This is a genomic window from Parvibaculum sp., from assembly GCF_049671045.1.
Lineage (GTDB): Bacteria > Pseudomonadota > Alphaproteobacteria > Parvibaculales > Parvibaculaceae > Parvibaculum.
In genome coordinates, this window is record NZ_JBATUH010000127.1 from 16,737 (window position 1) to 40,757 (window position 24,021).

Consider the following 24,021-nt stretch of genomic DNA (forward strand, 5'->3'; position numbering starts at 1 on the left):
TCAACAGAACCTCAGGGTGGAACCGGTCATGGCCAAGGAACTCACACATTTCATCGGCGGCAAGCATGTCAGGGGCACGAGCGGACGGTTCCTCGATGTGACGAACCCGAACACGGGCGAGATCACAGCCCGCACGCCGCTCGCAAGCGCGGGCGAATTGCACGCGGCCGTTGAGGTCGCGGCAAAGGCGTTTCCCGGCTGGGCGGCGACCAACCCGCAGCGCCGCGCGCGTGTGATGTTCGAGTTCAAGCGCCTCGTCGAGGCGAATATGGACGAGCTTGCCGCCATGCTTTCGGCGGAGCACGGCAAGGTGCTGGCCGATTCCCGCGGCGATGTGCAGCGTGGCATCGAAGTGATCGAATTTGCCTGCGGCATTCCGCATCTCCAGAAGGGCGAATTCACGGAAGGCGCGGGGCCCGGTATCGACATGTATTCGATGCGTCAGCCGCTCGGCGTCGTCGCCGGCATCACGCCGTTCAACTTTCCGGCCATGATCCCGATGTGGATGTTCGGCGTCGCCATCGCCTGCGGCAACACCTTCATCCTGAAGCCCTCGGAGAAGGACCCCTCGGTGCCCATGCGCCTTGGCGAACTGATGATGGAGGCAGGCGCGCCGGAAGGCGTGCTCAACGTCGTCAATGGCGACAAGGAGGCGGTCGACGCCATCCTGACCGATCCTGTCATCCAGGCCGTGAGTTTCGTCGGCTCGTCGGACATCGCGCAATATGTCTATGCCAATGCCGCCGCCAACGGAAAGCGGGTGCAGGCCATGGGCGGCGCGAAGAACCACGCCATCATCATGCCGGATGCCGACATGGATCATGTCGTGAACGATCTCATCGGCGCGGGCTATGGCTCGGCGGGCGAGCGCTGCATGGCGCTCTCGGTCGCGGTTCCGGTGGGCGAGGGAACGGCGGAGCGGCTGATCGAGAAGCTCGTGCCGCGTGTCCGCGCGCTCAAGGTCGGCATTTCCACGGCGGCGGATTCCGACTACGGCCCGCTCGTGAGCAAGGCCCATCTCGAAAAGGTGAAGGGCTATATCGACCTCGCCGTGAAGGAAGGAGCGGACCTTCTCGTCGATGGCCGCGACTTCAAGCTTCAGGGCTATGAGAACGGCTTTTTCCTCGGGGGCTCGCTGCTCGATCACGTAACGCCCGAGATGAAGAACTATCGGGACGAGATCTTCGGGCCCGTCCTCTCGATCGTGCGCGCCAAGACCTTCGAGGAAGCCGTCGAGCTGCCCACGAAGCACCAGTATGGCAATGGTGTCGCGATCTTCACCCGCGATGGCGACACGGCGCGGAGCTTCGCCTCGCGCGTGCAGGTCGGCATGGTCGGCATCAACGTGCCGATCCCCGTGCCGCTCGCCTATCACACCTTCGGCGGCTGGAAGCGCTCGGCTTTCGGCGACACCAACCAGCACGGCACCGAAGGCGTGAAGTTCTGGACGAAGGTCAAGACCGTGACCTCGCGCTGGCCGACCGGGGTCAAGGAGGGCTCGTCCTTCGTCATCCCGACCATGAGCTGACCCGCAGGGCGCGAGACAGGGGAGTAGAGCAATGGCAGCGATCGGCTTCATCGGCCTCGGCAATATGGGCGGGCCCATGGCGAGGAATCTCGTCAAGGCGGGACATAAGCTCAAAGTCTTCGACCTTTCCGAAAAGGCCGTGGCGGGCCTTGTCGAGGCGGGCGCGGAGAAGGCGGCGACAGCCGCCGATGCCGCGCGCGACGTCGAGATCGTCGTCACCATGCTGCCCGCGGGCGAGCATGTGCGCGCGGTCTATCTCGGTACGGACGGGCTCCTCGCCGCGGCGCGGAAGGGCACGCTCTTCATCGACAGCTCGACCATCGACGTGCCAACGGCGCGCGAGGTGATCGCGGCGGCCGGGAAGGCGGGCCACGCCATGCTCGACGCGCCTGTCTCGGGCGGCGTCGGCGGCGCGGAGGCAGGCACGCTCACCTTCATGGTGGGCGGCGCCGACGAGGCTTTCGCACGGGCAAAGCCCATTCTCGAGAAGATGGGCAAGAACATCTTCCATGCCGGCGCGGCGGGGAACGGGCAGGTCGCCAAGGTCTGCAACAACATGATCCTCGGCATTTCCATGATCGGTGTTTCGGAAGCCTTCGTGCTTGCCGAAAGGCTCGGCCTCGATGCGCAGACGCTCTTCGACATTTCCTCGACGGCGTCCGGCCAGTGCTGGTCCATGACTTCCTATTGCCCGGTGCCGGGGCCGGTGCCGACATCGCCCGCCAATCGCGACTACAAACCGGGCTTCACGGCGGGCATGATGCTGAAGGATCTGCGCCTCGCCCAGGACGCGGCGAAGACCGCGAAGGCGCCGACGCCGCTCGGCGCGCAGGCCGCGCAGCTCTATGCGCTGATGGAAGCCTCGGGGCATGACAGCCTCGACTTCTCCGGCGTCATCAAGCTCATCAAGGGCGAAATCTGATCAAAGCCGAAGTACGAGGAACGAGGGACATGACCGTCTTCGAGACGATTCTGGTCGAGACGCGGGGCCGCGTCGGCATCATCACGCTGAACCGCCCCGAGGCGCTCAACGCGCTCAACGAGAAACTGATGAACGAGGTCGTCGGCGCGGCCAAGGCTTTCGATGCCGACAGGGGCATCGGCTGCATCGTCATTACCGGCTCCGCCAAGGCCTTCGCGGCTGGCGCCGACATCAAGGAGATGGCGGAGCGCGAGGCGACGGAGATGTATCTCGCCGACTGGTTCCAGCCCTGGGACGAGCTTGGCCGCATCCGCACGCCGCTCGTCGCGGCCGTCTCGGGCTATGCGCTGGGCGGCGGCTGCGAGCTTGCCATGCTCTGCGACATCATCCTCGCCGCCGACACGGCGAAATTCGGCCAGCCGGAAGTGAAGCTCGGCGTCATGCCGGGCATTGGTGGCTCGCAGCGCCTGACCCGCATCATCGGCAAGGCGAAGGCGATGGAAATGTGCCTGACCGGCCGGATGATGGACGCGGAAGAGGCGGAGCGCGCCGGCCTCGTCGCTCGCATCGTGCCGGCGGCCTCGCTCGCCGAGGAGGCCCTGAAGCTCGCGGAAACCATTGCAGGAATGTCCCTGCCGATTACGATGATGATCAAGGAGAGCGTCAATCGCAGCTACGAGACGACGCTTGCCGAGGGTGTCCGCTTCGAGCGGCGTGTGTTCCATTCGGCCTTCGCGACGAAGGACCAGAAGGAAGGCATGGCCGCCTTCATCGAGAAGAGGCCGCCCAGCTTCGTGCACGAATGACGTCGAGGGGGAGGGCGATATGGCGGCCGGCATGGCAGGTGAGAATGTGATCGAGGCGCCGCTCTGGTCGCCTTCCGCCGAGCGCATCGCCGCCTCCAACATGACGGCCTTCATGGGCCATCTGACGGCTCGGCACGGCGTGCGCTTCTCCTCCTATGCCGATCTTCACCGCTGGTCGGTCGAGCATGTCGAGGCCTTCTGGGACGCCGTCTGGGATTTCTGCGGCGTCGTTGGCGAGAAGGGCGGCCGCATCCTTGCCGATGCGGAGAAGCTGCCCGGCGCGCAATTCTTTCCCGATGCGCGGCTCAACTTCGCCGAGAACCTGCTGTCGCGCGACGACGACGGGCCTGCGCTTTATTTCAACAATGAAGGCGAGATGGCCGAGGCCGTCTCCTGGGCGGAACTCAAGCGCCGCGTCGCCCGCTTCGCCTCCGTGCTCCGCCGCTGGGGCGTCGGGCCCGGCGACCGCGTTGCCGCCTTCATGCCGAATTGCCCGGAGACGATTGTCGCCATGCTGGCGGCGACGAGCCTCGGCGCCGTCTTCTCCTCCTGCTCGCCCGATTTCGGCGTGCGCGGCGTGCTCGACCGTTTCGGTCAGATCGAGCCCAAGGTGCTCGTCGCCTGTGACGGCTATCGCTATGCGGGCAAGGTGCTCCCGTCCCATGAGAAGCTCACCGAAATCATCGAGGGGCTTCCGGGGCTCGAGCATGTGGCAATCGTGCCCTTCATCGGCGAGGGGCCGAAGGGTCTTCCGAAGGCGGAAGACTGGAACGGGCTTCTCGCCTCCGTTCCCGTCGCGCCGCTCACCTTCGCGCGGCTTCCCTTTGCCCATCCGCTCTACATCATGTATTCGAGCGGCACGACCGGCATTCCGAAATGCATCGTCCACAGCGCGGGCGGGGCGCTGCTGCAGCACATGAAGGAGCACAAGCTCCATTGCGATCTGAAGCCGGGCAGCGTGCTCTTCTACTTCACCACCTGTGGCTGGATGATGTGGAACTGGCTCGTCTCGGCGCTTGCCTCGGAAGTGACACTCGCGCTTTACGACGGCTCGCCCTTCCATCCAACGGGCGATGTGCTCTTCGACTATGCCGACGCCGTTCAAGCCGATGTCTTCGGCACCTCGGCCAAATTCATCGACGCGGTGAAGAAGTCTGGCGCGAAGCCGCGCGAGACGCATGACCTTTCGAGCATCGGCACGATCCTCTCGACGGGCTCGCCGCTGGTGCCGGAGAGTTTCGATTTCGTCTATGAGGACATCAAGAAGGACGTGGCGCTCGCCTCGATCTCGGGTGGCACGGACCTGCTCGCATGCTTCGTCGGCGGCTCGCCGCTGCTGCCGGTCTGGCGCGGCGAGATCCAGGCGAGCATGCTCGGCATGGCGACCGAGATCTGGGACGATGCGGGCAGGCCCGTCGCGGGCGAGAAGGGCGAACTCGTCTGCACGAAGCCCTTTCCGTCCATGCCCATCGGGTTCTGGAACGACCGGGACGGCGCCAAATATCGCAGCGCCTATTTCGAGCGTTTTCCCGGCGTCTGGTGTCATGGCGACTTCGCGGAGCTGACGCCGCATGGCGGCTTCATCATTCACGGCCGCTCGGACGCGACGCTCAATCCGGGCGGCGTGCGCATCGGTACGGCGGAAATCTACGCCCAGGTCGAGCAGTTGCCCGAAATTCAGGAGGCGATCGCCATCGGCCAGGAGTGGCAGGGCGATGTGCGCGTCGTGCTGTTCGTGGTTATGAAGCCCGGCGCCGCGCTCGATGCGGCGATGGAAGCGCGCATCCGCCAGAAGATCCGCGAAGGGGCCTCGCCCCGCCATGTGCCCGCAAAGATCGTCGCCGTCGCCGATATTCCGCGCACAAAATCGGGCAAGATCACCGAGCTTGCCGTGCGCGATGTCGTCCATGGGCGGCAGGTGAAGAACAAGGAAGCGCTCGCCAATCCCGAGGCACTCGATCTCTACAGCGACATCGCGGCGCTGAAGAGCTGAAGCGCTATCGCTCAACACCCTCGAGGATGAGCTTCGTGTGGATGTCGATGAGCGCCTCGCGGTCGATGCGCCCCTTGGGGTCGTACCATGTGCAGATGCCCGTCAGCATGGCGAGGATGGCATAGGCGCCGACGCGGATATCGCCGACGCGAAACTTTCTCTTTCTGACGCCGCTTTCGAGGATCGCGCAGAGGCGGTCTTCATAGGCGCGCCGCAGATCGACGATGCGCCTGCGGTTTTTCGGCGTCAGGCTGCGAAGCTCCGCCGAGCCGATGAAGACCTCGCGCTTGCGCTCGATGTGATAGGTGAGGTGAAAGGCGATGAACGCCTCGAGCCGCGCCACCGGGTCGTCGATGCCGTCGAGATCGGCGTCGATGCGCGCGAGCAGCGTCACCATGTGATTATGGATGAGGTCGAAGAGCAGGTCCTGCTTGTTGGCGATGTGGTTGTAGAGCGAGCCGGGCTGGAGCCCGACCCGGGCGGCCAGATCGCGCAGCGTCATCGCGTCGAAGCCGCGCTTGTAGATGAGATCGAGCCCGGCCTCCCGGATGGCGGCGAGCGTCTTGGGGCCCGAGGAGCCTCTGGTCCTGCTCATGGAACCTCTCACGCGGCTTGCGCGGATACCGGAAACGAACGTATGATCGTTTGTATCCTAACCCGGCCCTGTCTTCAATCCGTCCGGTCGAGCCCATGTCCATTCTGAAGAGCAACGTCAATCCGCGCGATGCGCGCTTCCGCGAAAACGCCGCGGCGATGGAACGCCTCGTCTCCGAACTCGAGGCAGAGCGCGCCAAGGCAGCGGAGGGCGGCGACCAGCGCTCGCGCGATCGCCATGTCTCGCGCGGCAAGCTCCTGCCGCGCGACCGCGTCTATGGCCTCATCGATCCGGGAACGCCCTTTCTCGAGCTTTCGTCCATGGCGGCCCATGGCATGTATGGCGAGGCGATCAATGCGGCGGGCATCATCACCGGTATCGGCCGCGTGCGCGGGCAGGAATGCGTCATCGTCTGCAACGATGCGACCATCAAGGGCGGCACCTATTATCCCGTGACGGTGAAGAAGCATCTGCGCGCGCAGGAAATCGCACTCGAGAACAATCTTCCCTGCTTCTATCTCGTGGATTCTGGCGGGGCGAACCTGCCGAACCAGGCCGACATCTTTCCCGACCGGGAGCATTTCGGCCGCATCTTCTACAATCAGGCGCGCATGTCCGCGAAGGGCATTCCGCAGATCGCGGTCGTCATGGGTTCCTGCACGGCGGGCGGCGCCTATGTGCCCGCCATGTCGGACGAGACGATCATCGTCCGCAAGCAGGGCACGATCTTTCTCGGCGGCCCGCCGCTCGTGAAGGCGGCGACGGGCGAGGTGGTGACAGCCGAGGATCTCGGCGGTGCCGATGTGCATTCGCGCAAATCCGGCGTCACAGATCATTACGCCATCGACGACAATCACGCGCTGGCGCTCGCCCGCCAGATCGCCGGCACGCTCAACCGCAGCAAGCCGGTCAACATCCCGCTGCGCGAGCCCGTGGCGCCACTCTATGACGCGGCGGAGCTCGATGGCGTGGTGCCGCATTCGCTCTCGATCCAGTACGATGTTCGCGAGGTCATTGCGCGGCTGGTCGACGGCTCCGAATTCGACGAGTTCAAGGCGCTATACGGCACGACGGTCGTGACCGGCTTTGCCCATCTCCACGGCATGCCCGTGGGCATCGTCGCGAATAATGGCATCCTCTTTTCGGAATCGGCGCTCAAGGTCGCGCATTTCGTCGAGCTGTGCTGCCAGCGCCGCATCCCGCTGCTCTTCCTTCAGAACATCGCGGGCTTCATGGTCGGCCGCGAGTATGAGACGGGCGGCATCGCCAAGGACGGCGCCAAAATGGTGACGGCGGTCGCCTGCGCCGACGTGCCGAAGATCACGCTCGTCATCGGCGGCTCCTATGGCGCGGGCAACTACGGCATGTGCGGTCGCGCCTACAGCCCACGCTTCCTCTTCACCTGGCCCAATGCGCGCATCTCTGTCATGGGCGGCGAGCAGGCGGCGAGCGTGCTCGCGACCGTGCGCCGCGAGGGTATGGAAGCACGCGGCGAGAGCTGGAGCGCGGAGGAGGAAGATGCCTTCAAGGCGCCGATCCGCGCGCAATACGAGCAAGAGGGGCATCCCTATTTCGCCACCGCGCGGCTCTGGGACGATGGCATCATCACGCCGCAGGAAACGCGCCGCGTGCTGGCGCTTGCCTTCTCGGCCTGTCTCAATGCGCCAGTGTCCGAAACGCATTTCGGCGTCTTCAGGATGTGAGGAGCAAGAGCATGTTCAAATCTCTCCTCATCGCCAATCGCGGCGAGATCGCGGTGCGCATCATGCGCACGGCAAGGCGGCTCGGGCTTCGTACCATCGCCGTCTATTCGGATGCCGATGCCGGCGCATATCATGTGCGCGAGGCGGACGACGCCGTCCATATCGGTGCCGCCGCCGCGAAGGAGTCCTATCTCGTCATTGAACGGATCATCGAGGCGGCGAAGCGCTCGGGCGCGGAGGCCATTCATCCGGGCTATGGCTTCCTTTCCGAGAATGTGGCGTTTGCCGAGGCGTGCGAGAAGGCAGGGCTCGTCTTTGTCGGCCCGCCAGCCTCCGCCATCAGGGCGATGGGCCTCAAGGACGCGGCGAAGGCGCTGATGGAGAAGGCGGGGGTTCCTGTCGTTCCCGGCTATCACGGCGAAATGCAGGATGCGCGTTTCCTCGAGGGCGAGGCGCAGAAGATCGGCTATCCCGTGCTCATCAAGGCGGTGGCGGGCGGCGGCGGCAAGGGCATGCGCCGCGTCGATGATCCCAAGGTGTTTGAGGCGGAACTCAAGGCCGCCCAGCGCGAGGCGGGGTCCGCGTTCGGCGACGAGCGCGTACTGGTCGAGAAATATGTCGCGCGGCCGCGTCACATCGAGATCCAGGTCTTTGCCGATGCGCATGGCAATGCGGTCTATCTCCACGAGCGCGACTGCTCGCTCCAGCGGCGCCACCAGAAGGTGATCGAGGAGGCGCCGGCCCCCGGAATGCCGGAAGCGATGCGCCGCGCCATGGGCGAGGCGGCGGTCGCGGCGGCGAAGGCGATCGGCTATCGGGGCGCGGGCACGGTCGAGTTCATCGCCGATGCCTCGAAGGGCCTCAGCGCCGATGCCTTCTGGTTCATGGAGATGAACACGCGCCTTCAGGTCGAGCATCCGGTGACCGAGGCGATCACCGGCACCGACCTCGTCGAATGGCAGCTTCGCGTGGCCGCGGGCGAGGCGCTGCCGCTCGCGCAGGGCGACATTCCGCTCAACGGCCATGCCGTCGAGGTCCGGCTTTATGCGGAAGATCCCGCAAATAATTTCTTCCCGTCGACGGGCAGGCTCACGCGCATGCGCCTGCCGGGGGATGCCGCGATCCGCGCCGATATGGGGGTGGAGGAGGGCGACGACGTTTCCCTGTTCTACGATCCGATGATCGGCAAGATCATCGCGCATGGGGAAACGCGCGAGGCGGCGCTCTCGCGGCTGCGCCGCTTTCTCCGATCGGCCGAGGTGGCGGGACCGAAAACCAATCTCGCCTTCCTCGCCGCCGTGGCGGGGCACGACGCATTTCTCAAGGCCGATATCGACACCGGCTTCATCGACCGGCATCTGGCCGCGCTGCTGCCGGCGCCGAAGCTCGATGCGCTGACGCTGGGCGCAGCGCTTGTTGGCCATCTTGCCGATCGCGCCCGCAAGACTGAAGCGGCGCAGCGGGCAACGCGCGATCCCTATTCGCCCTGGGCGGCGAGCGATGGCTGGGTGCTCGGCGGCGGAAGGCGCCAGGTGCTGACATTCACGCTCGACGGCGAAGCGCTCGCGATCCCCGTGCGGATGCAGGGCGGGGCTGTCCGCTTCGTACATGAGGGCGGCGAGCATGTCGCTTCCGGCACGCTCGGGCCCGATGGCGGCATCGTGGCGACGGTCGATAGCGTGCGCATGAAGGCGGCCTTCGTGCCTGCGGCGCGCGGCTTCGCGCTCATCCGTGAAGGCGTTGTCCGCGACTTCATCGTCCCCGATCCCCTCGATGTCGATCTCGTTCATGAGGGTGAGGTGGGCGCGCTCAAATCGCCCATGCCGGGCAAGATCGTCGCGGTACTGACGGGGGCAGGTGCGGCGGTGAAGAAAGGTGCCGCGCTCGTCGTCATGGAAGCGATGAAGATGGAGCAGACGCTCGCCGCCCCGGCCGATGGCGTTGTCGAGGCGGTGAACGTCGCCGCCGGGGATCAGGTGGAGGCAGGCGCGGCGCTCGTCACCTTTGAAGGCGGCGACTAGCCGAGAAACCAGTCCATGATCGCCGCATTCTCCTCGCGCGGATAGGTGTGCGAGAGATCGGCGATTTCGTGATAGACGACCCGTGAGCCCGCGCCCTTAAGGGCTTCCTCGGCGGAGCGAGCCATGGCGGCCGGAAACATCCAGTCGAGCGCGCCATGCACGATACGGATCGGCAGTCCGGCAATGCGTTCCGCGTCCATGAAGCTCAGCAACATCGGGTGGAAGCTCGCGGAGATGGGCGCGAGATGGGTGAAGGGACTTTCGCCGGAGAGGCCGCTCAAATAGGTGAAGGTGCCGCCGTCGCTCATGCCGGTGAGCAGCATGCGTGATGGATCGACGTTCCATCCCTCGCGCACGAAGGCAAGCATGCGCTCCAGATTGGCGATGTCGAGTTCCGGCTCCATGAGCGACCAGGTATCGCCCATCGAGGTGGGGCTCACGAGAATGGCGCCGCGCGTTCGCGCCTCGCGCATCCATGTCCAGAGAAAATCGCGTCCATGCCCGCTGCCGCCATGCAGCGCCATGATGAGCGGATGGGCGGTGCCGGCGTCATAATATTCAGGGACATAGAGCGAGAAGCCGCCACGCATCGTCTTTTCGTTGCGCGCTTCGAGAATGCCTGTCCGTTCCTCTCCGCTGCGCGGTTCGCCAAGCCGACGCAGTAGCGCCTCGTCGCCGCGCGCCGGCTCCTCGAGGAAGAAGCGGCTGATGGCAGGCAGCATCGGCGCCAGCGGATAGATCGCCTCCACGGCGCGGACGTAGTGCCGAAGGGCGCGATAGGCCTGAAGCACGCCGCCTGCTTCGCCACCAGCGGCGCGCAAGCCATCGAATGCGCTCATGGCCGAGATGGATGCCGCTTCGAGCCGGTCGCGGACGAAGGCGAACCGCTCCGGCCAGTCGATACGGCGAAGCCCGTCAAGCGCCTCGCGCAGCGGTGCGTCGCGCGTGCCGACAGTGGCAATGAGATCGGCGAGGTGCGGCGGATGCAGATGCCGCCCGGCGAACTGTATCGCCTCGAGCGCGTTGAGGAGCGCGGGCACCAGCGCTACGACCGCCTCGAAGACGGCGTCGTTTTCCTCGCCGCTCATTGTCCGGCCGTGCCGCCGCGCGGCCGAAGCAGAGGGGCGACAATCTCGATCCACCGTTCCACCATGCGCTGCTGCTTGTGCGGATCGGCGGAATACTGGTCCTGAATGAGCAGGCCACGGAAGAAGATGTTGCTCATCACGGGCAGAAGCTCCGCGTCTTCCGGCTCGCCGATCGCGGATTCATAGGCGGACATCATGTAGGCGACGGCCTGGCGGTGATATTCGTGCAGCGTGCCCGCGATCTGCGCGCGAAGGTTCTTGTCCGTACGCGAAGCGATCAGGATTTCGAGAAGCGCGCGATATTGCGGCGTGTTGATGTAGTAGGACCAGTTCGTGCGCAGATCGGCTGCGATCACATCCTTGTCGCCCGCATTCTCGGGCAGGCGGCGCTTGGGGCGATTGAGCGTCTTGGCGAAGAGGTGCTGCGCCGTCGCCGTCATCAGATGCTCTTTCGACGGAAAGTGGTGAAGCAGCGCCCCGTTGGAAAGGCCGGCCTTCTCGACCACCCGCGCCAGCGTCGTCTCGCCATAGCCGAACTCGACGAGGCAGGTGACGGTCGCATCGCAGAGCGCGTTGCGCGTCCTGAGGCTTTTCGCCTCCTGGCGGCCCAGCGGCGGTGCTTCTGCTGACTTCATCTTCCGCATCGTGGCTCTTTTGTTGGGTGCCGCAAGGGAAGCTTGGGCTCTACTGTGATGCGCGACATTGAATCCACTTGTTCGCGGCGCGCTGCCATAATAAAAACAGTATGCCCGGTTTGTAAATGTCGCAATAAGGCGTGGCGATCCGGCATCGATGAGGGAGGCGGAGAATGTCGAAGAAGGTCATCCGCATCGGCGGTGCGAGCGGCTTCTGGGGCGATGCGGCCATGGCGACGCCGCAGCTTCTGGCGGCTGGCGGGCTCGACTACATCGTTTACGACTACCTTGCCGAAATCACCATGTCGATCATGGCGCGCGCCCGCGCCGAGAAGCCGGATGCGGGCTTCGCGACGGATTTCGTCTCTCAGGCGCTGAAGCCCAATCTTGCCGAGATCGCACGCCAGAAGGTGAAGATCATTTCCAACGCCGGGGGCGTGAACCCGGAGGCCTGCGCGGCGGCCGTGCGCGCGCTCATCGCCGATCGCGGTCTCGATCTCAAGGTTGCCGCCATCACCGGCGACGATCTCATCGCGAGCAAGGACGAGCTTGCGGCGCAGGGCTTCGCTGAAATGTTTTCGGCCGATGTCTTTCCCGATCCGAAGAAGATTCTCTCGGTCAATGCCTATCTCGGCGCATTCCCGATCGCGAAGGCGCTTGGCGAGGGCGCGGACATCGTCATCACCGGGCGCTCCGTCGACAGCGCGGTGACGCTCGGCGCCTGCATCCACGAATTCGGATGGACGCCAAGTGATCTCGACAAGCTCGCGGGCGGCAGCCTTGCAGGCCACATTCTCGAATGCGGGCCGCAGGCGACGGGCGGCAACTTCACCGATTGGGAAAGCGTCATCGACCGGCTGGAGGACATCGGCTATCCGATCGCCGAGGTTTCGCCGGACGGCACTTTCGTCTGCACGAAGCCGGAAGGCTCCGGCGGCGTCGTCAATGTCGGCACCGTCTCGGAGCAGATGCTTTACGAGATCGGCGATCCCCAGGCCTATATGCTGCCGGATGTCGTCTGCGATTTCTCGCAGGTGAAAGTGGAGCAGCAGGGCGCGGACCGCGTGCTGGTGTGGAACGCCAAGGGGCATCCCGCGCCCGATACCTATAAGGTCTGCGCGACCTATGTGGATGGCTTTCGCGGCGGCCTCACCATGAGCTTCTACGGCATGGATGCGAGCCGCAAGGCGGAGCGGTTCGCCGAAGTCGTCTACAAGCGCGCGCGGCGCACGCTGCGGGGCCTCAACCTGCCGGACTATACGGAGGTCAGCACCGAGGTCATCGGCGCCGAGTCGCAATATGGCAGCGCGCGGCGCATCGAGGTTTCGCGCGAGGTCGTGGTGAAGATCGCGGCGAAGCACCCGGAGGCGGCGGGCATCGGCATTCTGCTGAAGGAGGCGACGGGCCTCGGCCTTGCGACGCCGCCGGGACTGTCCGGCTTTGCAGGCGGGCGGCCGAAGCCGATGCCGGTGGCGCGGCTCTTCTCCTTCGCGATCCCGAAGTCGCGCGTTGCGATCGCCGTCGAAGTGGATGGCCGGAAAATCGCGATGGCCGATGCGGCGGGCCGGCCTTTCGATCCCGCTTCGCTCGCCCGGCCCGAGACGCCGCAAGCTGCGGAGACGGCAAATCTCGTCCGTGTGCCGCTCGTCTCGCTCGCCTGGGCGCGCAGCGGCGACAAGGGCGACAAGGCGAATGTTGGCGTGATCGCGCGGCGCGCCGAATATTTCCCCTATATCTGCCGCTCGCTGACGACTGAAATCGTCGTGGAGCGCTTCGCCCATTTCCTCAAAGGCGAAGTCGAGCGCTTCGTTCTGCCGGGCCCGCATGCACTCAATTTCCTGCTGCACAATGTGCTCGGCGGCGGCGGCATCGCCAGCCTTCGCAACGATCCGCAGGGCAAGGGCTATTCGCAATTGCTGCTCGAAGTGCCGATCGAAGTGCCGGCGGAGCTTGCCCGCCGCGACGGGCTTCCGGCGGCGTGAGGATCGTAACAGGCGGCCATCAATTCTGAGAGGGTGCTCGAATGCCACGCTTCGTCTCGAAAATCAGCACGGTGTCTGAGGCGTTCAGAACCAATCGGGCGGAAATGCTCGAACTGACGGCGAAGCTCGAGGAGCTGAACGGGCGTTCCTTCCGCGAGTCGGAAAAGCGCAAGGCCCGTTTCGACGAGCGCGGTCAGCTGACGCCGCGCGAAAGGCTGTCGCGGCTCCTTGATCCCGGCATGCCGTTTCTCGAAATCGGCAATATGTCGGGCTATCTGCTCGACACGAACGATCCGGCGAAGTCGGTTCCTGGCGGCAGCGTGATTGCCGGTATCGGCTTCGTCGCGGGCGTGCGCGCGGCGATCCTTGTCGATGACAGCGGCATCAATGCGGGCGCCATGACGCAGGCGGGCAGTTACCGGCTTCGGCGTTGCCAGGAAATCGCTCTGGCGAAGAAACTTCCCTTCATCCATCTGGTGGAGAGCGCCGGCGCTGACCTGATGAAATATACCGTCGAAGGCTTCATCGCCGGTGGCGGCCTCTTTGCCAATCTCGCGCGGCTGAGCGCCGCGGGTCTTCCTGTCATCACGGTGCTCCATGGCGCGTCGACGGCGGGCGGCGCCTATATGCCGGGGCTCAGCGATTACGTCGTTGCGATCAAGGGGCGCGGCAAGGCGTTCCTTGCCGGTCCGGCGCTTCTCAAGGCAGCGACGGGCGAGGTCGCGACGGAGGAGGAACTTGGCGGCGCGGAAATGCACGCGACGGTGTCCGGCCTTGCCGAATATCTCGCCGAGGATGACGGCCATGGCCTTCTGATCGCGCGCGAAGTGGTGGCGCGCCTGCAATGGAACGATCGCTGCCCGGCGCTGCCCGCGCGTGGCTTCGCCGAGCCCTTCTACGATCCTGACGAGATCGCGGGCGTCGTGCCACTCGATTACCGCAAGCCCTATGACGTGCGCGAGGTCGTGGCGCGTGTCGTCGATGGCTCCGAGCTTCTGGATTTCAAGCCCGCCTATGGCGTGTCGACCGTCTGTCTGCAGGCGGAGGTTTACGGTCAGGCATTCGGCCTCATCGGCAATAACGGCCCGATCGATCCCGACGGCGCGACCAAGGCCGCGCAGTTCATGCAGCTTTGCGATCAGGCGCAGATACCGCTCGTCTTCTTCCAGAACACGACGGGCTATCTCGTCGGCACGCAGTATGAGCGCGCGGGCATGATCAAGCATGGCTCGAAGATGATCCAGGCGGTCACCAATGTCAGCGTTCCGCGCCTCACCTTCATGATCGGCGCGAGCTTCGGCGCAGGCAATTACGGCATGTGCGGACGCGGCTACGATCCGGATTTCGTTTTCTCCTGGCCGAACACGAAAACCGGCGTGATGGGCGGCGCGCAGGCCGCGCGCACCATGTCACAGGTGATGATGGCCGGTGCCGCCCGGCGCGGTCTGACGCTCGACGAGGCGCAGATCAAGGCGCAGGAAGACATGCTGACCCAGCATTTCGACGGCCAGTCGGATGCGTTCTACACATCGGGCCATCTGCTCGATGATGGGCTCATCGACCCGCGCGATACGCGCAGGGTTCTGGGCTTCCTGCTCGAGACGTGCTGGGAGGCGCGGCACCGCAAGGTGACGCCGAACAGCTTTGGCATCGCGCGCATGTGATTTCGGGAGAAGGGAATATGACGACGCTTCCGGCGACGACCGCATTGATCCTCGAACGCGAAGAAAGCGTGCTGCGCATCTGGTTCAACAGGCCGGAGGCGCGCAACGCGCTGACGGCGGAGGTTACGGGCGAGCTTGCCGCCGTGCTCGACGCGGTGCGCGACGACCGCTCAATCCGCACCCTCGTCATACGCGGCAAGGGCGGCGTCTTCTGCGCGGGCGGTGACATCAAGGGCTTCAAGTCGGGCATGCAGGGCCCAGGCAACGCCGATGAGATCGCGCGCGGCAATCGCGCCTTTGGCGATCTCATGATCAAGATCAACGAGCAGCCCCAGGTCGTCGTCATGCTGGTGGAGGGCGGGGCCGTCGGCGGCGGGCTCGGGCTTGCCTGCGTCGGCGACGTCACCATCGTCGAGCGAGAGACGCGCTTCCAGCTCAGCGAGACGAGCCTTGGCATTCCCCCTGCGCAGATTGCGCCCTTCGTCGTCGAGCGCGTCGGGCTGACGACGGCGCGCCGGCTCATGCTCACGGGCGCGCGCTTCAAGGGCGAGGAGGCGGTGCGTCTCGGCATCGGTCATTTCCTCGCCGATGGCGCGGACGATCTCGACCGCATCTGCACCGATGTGCTCTCCCAGATCGCCAATTGCGCGCCCGGCGCGAACGCGGTCACCAAGGCGATCCTCTTCGAGGCCATGCGGCGACCGCGCGCGGAAGCGCTCGATTTCGCCGCGCGGGGCTTTGCCGAATGCATGCTGAGCGAGGAGGGGCGCGAAGGCGTTGCCGCCTTCATCGAGAAGCGCAAGGCGCGCTGGTCGGTATCGGGCGCGTGACGGGGGGCGCAGCATGAGGAATTTCACGAAGATACTGGTGGCCAATCGCGGCGAGATCGCCGTGCGCGTCATCCGCACGGCCCGTGCGCTCGGCTATCGCACCGTCGCCGTCTATTCGGAAGCCGATAGCAGCGCGCCTCATGTCGCGCTTGCCGATGAAGCTGTGCTGATCGGCCCGGCGCCGGTCGCCTCGTCCTATCTCGATCCCGAGCGGCTGCTGAAGGCAGCTGCGGCGACAGGGGCCGACGCCGTCCACCCCGGTTACGGCTTTCTCTCCGAGAATGCCGCATTCGCGCGGGCATGCGCGGAAGCGGGGCTCGTCTTCATCGGCCCCTCGGCCGATGCGATTCATCTCATGGGCAACAAGGCGGAAGCCAAGCGCCGCATGATCGCGGCGGGCGTGCCTTGTGTGCCGGGCTATGAAGGGCGCGATCAGTCGGATGCGGCTTTCGTCGCGGCCGCGGAAGAGATCGGCTATCCCGTCATGGTGAAGGCGGCGGCAGGCGGCGGCGGCCGCGGCATGCGCCTTGTCGAGCGGAAGGATCAGCTCGTCGCTGCTCTCGCCTCCGCGCGTTCCGAGGCGCTCAATGCGTTCGGCTCGGATGAACTCATTCTCGAAAAGGCTGTGCAGCAGCCGCGCCATGTCGAGATACAGGTTTTTGGCGACAGCCACGGCCATGTCATTCATCTCGGCGAGCGCGATTGTTCCGTGCAGCGCCGTCACCAGAAGGTCGTGGAGGAAGCGCCCTGTCCGGTGATGACGCCGGGCCTGCGCGACATGATGGGCCGCGCGGCGGTGGAAGCCGCGCGCAGCATCAAATATGAGGGCGCGGGCACGGTCGAATTCCTGCTCGACCGCGACGGCGAATTCTACTTCCTCGAAATGAACACGCGCCTTCAGGTCGAGCATCCGGTGACGGAACTTGTCACCGGCCTCGATCTCGTCGCGCTTCAGCTTCGCGTGGCACGCGGCGAGGTGCTGCCGCTGACGCAGGACGATGTGACGCTCGAGGGGCACGCCATCGAGGTGCGCCTTTACGCGGAAGATCCGTCCAACAATTTCCTTCCCGCGAGTGGCCGTGTCGATGTGTGGCGCCCTGCGAGCGGCGATGGCGTCCGCATCGACCATGGCCTGCGCGAAGGACAGGAGATTTCGCCCTTCTACGATCCGATGATCGCCAAGATCATTGCCTGGGGAAGCGATCGCGATGAGGCACGGCGGAGGCTCATCCGCGCGCTGGAGGAAACGACCGTCTTCGGCCCGGTGACGAACAAGGATTTCCTCGTCGCCATTCTCGCGCAGGAGCGTTTCGCGGCGGGCGAGGCGACGACCGCCTTCCTTGCCGAGAATTTCGGAGATGCAGGCTTGGAGGCCACGCGTCCCACCCGCGCGCAGGCAGCGCTCGCCTCGGTGCTGCAATATCGCGCGGCGCGTGATGATGCCGCCGCCCGTGCCGTGGCGCTGACGCCGAAGCTCAAGGATTGGGCAAGCGCCGGCACGCTTGCGAGCCGCTTTTCCTATTCGCTGGGCGAGGAAGCGCCGGTCGAGTTCCGCGTCAGTGCGCTCGGTGGCGGGCGCTACAGGGTCGAGGAGGGAGAGAGCGTCCACAATGTAGAGGTGCTGAACGACGAAGCGGGCGTTGCGCGCATGCTCGTCGGCAATGTGCAAAAGACGTTGCGCCATCTCGCAAGCGGCGAGGCGAAGCTTCATCTCGCGGTCGACGGGCGCAGCTTCGTTTTCGACAATCTTCTGAAGCGCGCCAAAGGCGCGGATGAAACGGCGTCGGGCGGGCACATCCTTGCGCCCATGCATGGCAAGATTCTTCGGCTCAATGTCGCGGTGGGCGACGAGGTTGCCGAAGGCCAGTCGCTCGTGGTGCTCGAAGCCATGAAGATGGAGCACGAGATCAACGCGACGCGGAGCGGCAAGGTGACGGCGGTGAATGTCGCTCTTGGCGATCAGGTGCCTGCGAACACGCTCATGATCGAGATGGAACAAACGGCAAGCGGAGCCTCAAAGGCATGACGATCAAGCTTTATCACTGCAAGGGCGCGCGCTCGGTGCGTCCGCTCTGGACTCTCGAGGAAATGGGGATTTCCTACGAACTCGAATCGATGAAGTTTCCGCCGCGCTTCTTCCACGAAGGCTATCTCGATATCAATCCGCTGGGCACCGTGCCGACCATGACGGATGGCGACCTCACCATGACGGAGTCGGCGGGCATCTGTCAGTATCTCGTCGATTGCTACGGGCCGACTTCCATCGGCCTCACGCCGAAGGACAAGGATTACGGCCTCTATCTCAACTGGCTGCACAGAAGCGACGCGACGCTCACCTTCCCGCAGACCATCGTGCTTCGCTATACGCAGCTCGAGCCCGAGGAGCGGCGGCTGAAGCAGGCGGCGGACGATTACACCCAGTGGTTCTTCTCGCGCCTGAAGAGCGTCGAGCAGGCGGCGGGCGAGCGTGAATATCTCTGCGCGGGCCGCTTCACCATCGCCGACATCTGCGTCGGCTACGCGCTCTATCTCGCAGATACGCTTGGGCTCAGGGGCGGCTTCAAGCCGAATACGGACGCCTATTACAAGCGGCTGAGCGAGCGCCCGGCCTTCCAGCGCGCCATTGCGCTTTGAAGCAGCGGAGCGGCAGTATGTCACTCAAGTTTTCCGGCGGCGAAAGCCCGGTCGATTTCGACCACCGTTATATGGGACCGCTCTATACCGACGATCATCGCGCCTGGCGGGCAACGCTCCGCAAGTTCGTCGAGACGGAGATGATGCCCTATGTCGATGCCTGGGAGGAGGCGGGCGAGTTCCCGCGCGAGCTTTACAGGAAGGCGGCCGAGATCGGGCTGATCGGTCTCGGTTACCCTGAGGAATATGGCGGCACGCCTGTCGACGATCCGATGTATTCGATCGTCACGGCGGAAGAGCTGGCGCGGCTTGGCGCTGGCGGCGTCAATGCGAGCCTGATGGTGCATGGCATCGGCCTGCCGCCGGTGCTCGCCATCGGGTCCGAGGCGATAAAGGCCCGTGTCGCACCGCAGGTTCTCGCGGGCGAGAAGATCCATGCGCTGGCGATCACCGAACCTTCGGGCGGATCCGACGTCGCGAACCTCAAGACGCGCGCCGTGCGCGACGGCGATCACTATGTCGTCAACGGCTCGAAGATGTTCATCACCGGCGGCATGCGGGCGGATTTCTACACCGTCGCCGTCCGCACGGGCGGCCCAGGCGCGAAGGGCGTATCGCTCCTGCTGCTCGAGCGCGACATGCCGGGCTTCACCCGCACCCCGCTGAAGAAGCAGGGCTGGTGGTCGTCGGACACGGCCGCGCTCTATTTCGACGACGTGCGCGTGCCGAAGGAAAATCTCATCGGCGAGGAAAATCAGGGCTTCCTCGGCATTATGCTCAACTTCAACAATGAGCGTATCGGCCTCGCGGCGAGCGCCGTCGCTCATGCGCGCGTCTGTTTCGAGGATGCGCTGGCCTGGGCGCGAGACCGCGAGACCTTCGGCAAGCGGCTTGCGGATCATCAGGTCATCCGGCACAAATTCGCCGAGATGGCTCGCAAGATCGCGGCGACGCAGGCATATCTGGAGCAGTGCGTGGTGCGCGTGAAGGCGGGCGAGACGCCGGTCGCGGACCTTTCATTGCTCAAGGTACAGGCAACACTGACGATGGAGTTTTGCGCCCGCGAGGCGATGCAGATCATGGGCGGCGCCGGCTATATGCGCGGCTGCCGCGTCGAGCGCATCTATCGCGAGGTGCGCGTGAACGCGATTGGCGGCGGGTCGGAGGAGATCATGCGCGATCTCGCCGCCCGTCAGCTTGGAATTTGATGGAAAGGGACGACGAATGAGCCTGAGCAAACAGGAGCTCGACGAATTCCGCAAGGAGGTGCGGGCCTGGTTCGAGGAGAACAAGCCCGCCGATCCGGGATTTCTGCTGCCGCAATCTTTCATGGAAGTGGGAACCGACGAGCAGTTCTATTTCCTTCGCGACTGGCAGCGAAAGGTCTATGAGGCTGGCTATCTCGGCATGGCATGGCCGAAGGAGTATGGCGGCGGCGGCAAGCCCCAGCAGCTTCAGGACATCGTGACGCGCGAGATGGTGCGCCAGAAGGTGCCCTTCATGATGAACACGATCGGCCTCAACTGGGCCGGTCCGCTCATCCTCAACATGGGCTCGGACGAACAGAAGAAGGCTTACATTCCGGGCATTCTGAGCGCCGAGGACATCTGGTGCCAGGGTTTCTCCGAGCCCGACCATGGTTCCGATCTCGGCAATGCGCAGCTCAAGGCGGAGCGCGACGGCAACGAGTTCGTGCTCAACGGCAGCAAGATCTGGACGAGCCTCGGCGTGCACGCGAAGTACATGATCCTGCTCGCCCGCACCAATCCGAATGCGAACAACAAGTATGAAGGGCTGAGCTTCTTCCTCATCCCCATGCGCATACCGGGCATCGAAGTCGTGCCGATCCGCAAGCTAACGGGCGAGTATGGCTTCAATCAGACCTTCTTCACCGATGCGCGGATCTCCGACACCTGCCTCATCGGCAAGGAAGGCGGCGGCTGGCAGGTCGCCATGGCGACGCTCGCCTTCGAGCGCGGCGCGGTCGGCGGGCAGGCCGGCGGCCATTCGATGATGAGCAAGGAAGTGGCCGAAGTCGTGGCGCTGGCGCGTGTCGCGCAGCGCAACGGGCGGCCCGCCATCGAGGATCCGCTGATCCGCGACAAGCTCGTCCAGTTCATCATGGAGGAGCGCGGCCAGTCGCTCAATTCCTCGCGCGCACGCATCAAGGCGCTCACCGCCGATCGCCCGGCATCGATCGCCATGTCGTCGAAGCTCGTCGGCAGCGAGTATCAGCGCCGCCTCAATCAGTTCGCGCTTTCGCTACAGGGCGCAAACGCCGCCTATTATGTGGGCGACGATCTCGCCTATGAGCGCGGCCTCTGGCAGCGTTCCTATTTCAATGCCTTCTCCGCCACCATTGGCGGCGGCACCAGCGAAATTCAGCACAACATCATTGGCGAGCGTGTTCTCGGCCTGCCGAAGAGCTAAGTGAGACGTAGGACCATGCAGGACACAAACAAAAGACCGACCATCGAGTTCAGCGAAGAGCAGGCGCAGCTCCTCGAAGTTGCGACGAGCTTCTGCGCCGACAAGTTCCCGCTCGACCGCACGCGGGCGCGCATTGCTGCGGCGGAGGATTTCGATCGGTCCGTGTGGCTCGAGATGGCCTCGCTCGGCTGGCTCGGCGTCGCGGTGCCCGAGGAGTTCGGCGGCAGCGGCCTTGGTCTCGCCGAGGTCGTGACCATCGTGGAGCCGATGGGCCGCTACCTGGTGGGCACGCCTCTCACATCGACCACGCTCGTCGCGCAGGCGCTCATCAAGGCGGGAACGGACGCGCAGAAATCCGAGTGGCTGCCGGCCATCTGCGAAGGCGCCATCGGCGCGCTCGCGCTGACGGAGCCGAGCGGCGACTGGAACCTCGCAAACCTTGCGAGCAGGGCGGTGCGCAGCGGCGACAAGCTGACGCTTTCGGGCACCAAGACATTCGTGACGGACGCCGCTTCCGCCGATCTTGCGATCGTCTCGGTGGCGCTCGACGGCGCGCCCGCGCTCGTTCTCCTCGATCGCGCGGCGCTTGCCTCCGCGAAGATGGAGCGCGAGACGGTCATCGACGAAACGCGCCGTTCCTACCGGGTGAAGCTCGATGGGGTGTCGATCCCGGCGAGCAATCTTCTCGATCCGGCGAAGACGGCCGATTGCCTCTCGCATCTTGATCTTGCCGCCTGCCTGCTTCTCTCCGCGGAGATGTGCGGCGGCGCGAGTGGCGTCATCGACGTAACGGTCGAATATCTGAAGACGCGAAAGCAGTTCGAGAAATATATCGGCTCCTATCAGGCACTGAAGCACCCGACGGTGGATGCGCTGCTGGCGATGGAGGCGGCGCGCTCGCACCTCTATTACGCAGCAGCGGTTTTCGGCAAGGGCGAGGAGGGCGAGATAGCCGTCCGCATGGCCAAGGCGCAGGCGAGCGATGCGCTTGCCTTTGCCTCCGACCGCGCCATCCAGTTCCATGGCGGCTTCGGCTTCACCTATGACTGCGACGCGCAGCTTTATCGCCGCCGCGGGCTCTGGTGCGAATATCAGCATGGCGATGCGGCTCATCATCGCCGCCTGCTTGCCGATCTGCTTTTCTGATCGGCGCTACTTCCTGGCGGGGCTTGTCGTCTCGAGCAGAGCGACGAGCCCCTTCAGAAGTTCAAGCGGCGAGGGCGGGCAGCCGCGAATGTGAAGATCGACGGGAATGACCGCCGAGACGCCGCCCACGATCTTCGGGCTCGGCGCGAAAAGCCCCCCATCCACAGCGCAATCGCCGATAGCGATGACCCATTTCGGGTCCGGCGTCGCGGTCCATACCCGTTCCAGCGCCTCGCGCATGTTTTTCGTGACGGGGCCCGTCACCATCAGCACATCGGCGTGTCGGGGCGATGCAACGAAGTGCAGGCCGAAGCGCTCGAGATCGTAAAAGGCGTTCGAGAGCGCATGCATCTCGAGTTCGCAGCCATTGCAGGAGCCGGCATCGAGCGCGCGGATCGAGAGGCTGCGCCCGAGCCGCCGGCGCGATGCGCGTTCGAGCGCGGCCGCGAGTTCGGCCATGGCCTTGTCGTCCACCGAAGGTGCCTGCTCCGTCAGCGGTCCGCGTGTCAGATTACGAAAGAGAATTTTGCGCATGGCGTGTGGCCCTAGAGGTCGTGGCCGGAATAGGCGCAGTTGAAGGATTTGTTGCAGATTGGAAAATCGGCAACTATGTTGCCCTCAACGACGTTTTCGAGCACCGGCCATTGAAACCATGAAGGATCGCGCAAATGGCAGCGCTCGATCCGGAGGTCGCCGGAAAGCCGGAGCCAGACGAGAATGTCGCCGCGAAATCCCTCGACCATGGCCATGCCTTCGCGCGGCTCACCCGCGAAGGGCGCGGGCTCGGCGCGCAGCGGCCCTTCGGGCAGACGATCGAGGATTTGCCGAACCAGCGAGAGCGATTGTTCGACCTCCCGTATGCGCACCCATACGCGCGCGTCTATGTCGCCTGCGATGAGGACTGGCACGTCGAATGTGAGCGCGCCATAAGGCGCATAGGGCAGCGAATGCCGCGCGTCGAATGCGCGGCCCGATGCGCGCCCCACATAGCCACCACAGCCGAACTGGCGGGCAAGCGCCGGCTTCAATATCCCGGCGCCGACGGTGCGATCCTGAAGCGATGCCGTGTTGTCGTAGAGTTCGATCAGCTCTGGAAACTGGCGTCCCGCCTCGGCGATGAGCGCGCGGATGCGTTCCGCCCCGTTCTTGGTGAGATCGGCCGCGACGCCGCCGGGGACGATGCACTCCTTCATCAGCCGATGGCCGAACGAGGCATGCGCCGCGCGCAGGACATTCTCGCGCAGAACGCCGCATTGGGCGTGCATGAGCGCGAAGGCCGCGTCATTGCAGATCGCGCCGATATCGCCGAAATGGTTTGCGAGCCGCTCGAGTTCGGCCATGAGCGCGCGCAAGTACATGGCTCGCGGCGGCGCCTCGATGCCGAGCGCCGCCTCCGCCGCGCGGGAGAAGGCGAGCGCATAGGCTACCGTGCTGTCGCCCGACACGCGGCCTGCGAGCCTCGCCGCGTGATCGAGCCCGGCGCCGGACATCAGATCCTCGACACCCTTATGCGCGTAGCCGAGCCGCGCTTCGAGACGCACGATCGTCTCGCCATTGATCGTGAAGCGGAAATGTCCGGGCTCGATGATGCCGGCATGAACGGGGCCGACCGCGAGCTGATGCAGCGCCTCGCCTTCGCTCGGCAGGAAGGTGTAGGGCGCGACCTTGTCGCTCGCGTCTCCCCATCGGCCGTGGTCGAGCCAGGGTCTTTCATCCGGGCATCCTTCCGCCGTGAGCCCGAAGAGATCGCGCGCCGCGCGCTCGAGGCGAAGCGCGGGCGGATGCGCGGCGGCGATCGAGGGATAGCGCCCATCCTCGCAATCCAGCGTGACGACGGCGAGTTCATGCGTCAGTTCGTCGAGCAGCGCGGCATGGACTTTATTTCCATCGGCCCAAAGTCCGCAGAGCGTCGGGCGCCCTTCCGCGAGCTGCGGGCCGAGCTGCCGCCACGCCTCGACGTCGAGTGTCACGCGCGGCCAGGGCCGGTGCGAAGGCGCGGGCCGCCCCTTCGCGAGAATGTCGGAAAGGATTGTCATCGTGCCTG

19 protein-coding genes are annotated in these 24,021 nt (G+C 65.0%); 14 read left to right on the forward strand and 5 right to left on the reverse strand.

Annotated features, from left to right (window positions below; genetic code table 11):
• Positions 1–28 precede the first annotated feature (28 nt).
• From WBG82_RS15020 to WBG82_RS15035, 4 genes are read left to right on the forward strand one after another with little or no spacing between them, the layout of a single operon-like run.
• Positions 29–1,528 carry a CoA-acylating methylmalonate-semialdehyde dehydrogenase gene (locus tag WBG82_RS15020; RefSeq protein ID WP_424425588.1) on the forward strand — a complete coding sequence of 500 codons (1,500 nt, stop codon included), beginning with the start codon at positions 29–31 and terminating at the stop codon, positions 1,526–1,528.
• A gap of 31 nt (positions 1,529–1,559) precedes the next feature.
• On the forward strand, positions 1,560–2,450 hold the full coding sequence (mmsB, locus tag WBG82_RS15025) for a 3-hydroxyisobutyrate dehydrogenase (protein ID WP_424425589.1): 891 nt from the start codon (positions 1,560–1,562) through the stop codon (positions 2,448–2,450).
• Between the two features lie 29 nt (positions 2,451–2,479).
• Complete coding sequence (locus WBG82_RS15030) at positions 2,480–3,256, forward strand: enoyl-CoA hydratase (protein ID WP_424425591.1); 777 nt, start codon at positions 2,480–2,482, stop codon at positions 3,254–3,256.
• Positions 3,257–3,275: 19 nt separating this feature from the next.
• Positions 3,276–5,249 carry an acetoacetate--CoA ligase gene (locus WBG82_RS15035; protein ID WP_424425593.1) on the forward strand — a complete coding sequence of 658 codons (1,974 nt, stop codon included), beginning with the start codon at positions 3,276–3,278 and terminating at the stop codon, positions 5,247–5,249.
• A gap of 4 nt (positions 5,250–5,253) precedes the next feature.
• Here WBG82_RS15035 and WBG82_RS15040 read toward each other — a convergent pair whose 3' ends face one another.
• On the reverse strand, positions 5,254–5,844 hold the full coding sequence (locus WBG82_RS15040; RefSeq protein ID WP_424425595.1) for a TetR/AcrR family transcriptional regulator: 591 nt from the start codon (positions 5,842–5,844) through the stop codon (positions 5,254–5,256).
• A gap of 95 nt (positions 5,845–5,939) precedes the next feature.
• On the opposite strand from WBG82_RS15040, the gene WBG82_RS15045 reads away from it, so the two are divergent.
• Both WBG82_RS15045 and WBG82_RS15050 read left to right on the forward strand, forming a co-directional pair.
• Complete coding sequence (locus tag WBG82_RS15045) at positions 5,940–7,547, forward strand: carboxyl transferase domain-containing protein (protein ID WP_424425597.1); 1,608 nt, start codon at positions 5,940–5,942, stop codon at positions 7,545–7,547.
• Between the two features lie 11 nt (positions 7,548–7,558).
• Complete coding sequence (locus tag WBG82_RS15050) at positions 7,559–9,568, forward strand: acetyl/propionyl/methylcrotonyl-CoA carboxylase subunit alpha (protein ID WP_424425599.1); 2,010 nt, start codon at positions 7,559–7,561, stop codon at positions 9,566–9,568.
• Here the strand turns inward: WBG82_RS15050 and WBG82_RS15055 are convergent.
• Positions 9,565–10,656 (reverse strand): phospholipase, encoded by a 1,092-nt coding sequence (locus tag WBG82_RS15055; RefSeq protein ID WP_424425601.1) that lies wholly within the window; start codon positions 10,654–10,656, stop codon positions 9,565–9,567. The two genes, WBG82_RS15050 and WBG82_RS15055, sit on opposite strands and share 4 nt — an antisense overlap.
• Entirely contained in the window at positions 10,653–11,291 is a 639-nt protein-coding gene (locus WBG82_RS15060) for a TetR/AcrR family transcriptional regulator (protein ID WP_424425603.1), read from the reverse strand. Before WBG82_RS15060 ends, WBG82_RS15055 begins: the two co-directional genes overlap by 4 nt.
• 173 nt (positions 11,292–11,464) lie before the next feature.
• On the opposite strand from WBG82_RS15060, the gene WBG82_RS15065 reads away from it, so the two are divergent.
• From WBG82_RS15065 to WBG82_RS15100, 8 genes are read left to right on the forward strand one after another with little or no spacing between them, the layout of a single operon-like run.
• On the forward strand, positions 11,465–13,273 hold the full coding sequence (locus WBG82_RS15065) for an acyclic terpene utilization AtuA family protein (RefSeq protein WP_424425605.1): 1,809 nt from the start codon (positions 11,465–11,467) through the stop codon (positions 13,271–13,273).
• A 41-nt stretch (positions 13,274–13,314) separates the two neighbouring features.
• Positions 13,315–14,937, forward strand: a complete 1,623-nt coding sequence (locus WBG82_RS15070) for an acyl-CoA carboxylase subunit beta (RefSeq protein ID WP_424425607.1) — start codon at positions 13,315–13,317, stop codon at positions 14,935–14,937.
• 17 nt (positions 14,938–14,954) lie between these two features.
• On the forward strand, positions 14,955–15,767 hold the full coding sequence (locus tag WBG82_RS15075; RefSeq protein WP_424425609.1) for an enoyl-CoA hydratase/isomerase family protein: 813 nt from the start codon (positions 14,955–14,957) through the stop codon (positions 15,765–15,767).
• Between the two features lie 13 nt (positions 15,768–15,780).
• Entirely contained in the window at positions 15,781–17,793 is a 2,013-nt protein-coding gene (locus WBG82_RS15080; RefSeq protein ID WP_424425611.1) for an acetyl-CoA carboxylase biotin carboxylase subunit, read from the forward strand.
• Positions 17,790–18,401, forward strand: a complete 612-nt coding sequence (locus WBG82_RS15085; protein WP_424425613.1) for a glutathione S-transferase family protein — start codon at positions 17,790–17,792, stop codon at positions 18,399–18,401. The genes WBG82_RS15080 and WBG82_RS15085 overlap by 4 nt, the downstream gene beginning before the upstream one ends.
• Before the next feature lie 17 nt (positions 18,402–18,418).
• Entirely contained in the window at positions 18,419–19,609 is a 1,191-nt protein-coding gene (locus WBG82_RS15090) for an acyl-CoA dehydrogenase family protein (RefSeq protein WP_424425614.1), read from the forward strand.
• Between the two features lie 16 nt (positions 19,610–19,625).
• Positions 19,626–20,831 (forward strand): acyl-CoA dehydrogenase family protein, encoded by a 1,206-nt coding sequence (locus WBG82_RS15095; RefSeq protein WP_424425616.1) that lies wholly within the window; start codon positions 19,626–19,628, stop codon positions 20,829–20,831.
• A gap of 15 nt (positions 20,832–20,846) precedes the next feature.
• Positions 20,847–21,977 carry an acyl-CoA dehydrogenase family protein gene (locus WBG82_RS15100; protein WP_424425618.1) on the forward strand — a complete coding sequence of 377 codons (1,131 nt, stop codon included), beginning with the start codon at positions 20,847–20,849 and terminating at the stop codon, positions 21,975–21,977.
• Between the two features lie 6 nt (positions 21,978–21,983).
• Here the strand turns inward: WBG82_RS15100 and WBG82_RS15105 are convergent, their stop codons facing one another.
• Entirely contained in the window at positions 21,984–22,511 is a 528-nt protein-coding gene (locus WBG82_RS15105; protein ID WP_424425620.1) for an NADH-quinone oxidoreductase subunit B family protein, read from the reverse strand.
• 11 nt (positions 22,512–22,522) lie between these two features.
• Positions 22,523–24,013, reverse strand: coding sequence for an NADH-quinone oxidoreductase subunit C (locus WBG82_RS15110; RefSeq protein ID WP_424425621.1), 1,491 nt, complete (start codon positions 24,011–24,013; stop codon positions 22,523–22,525).
• Positions 24,014–24,021 lie beyond the last annotated feature (8 nt).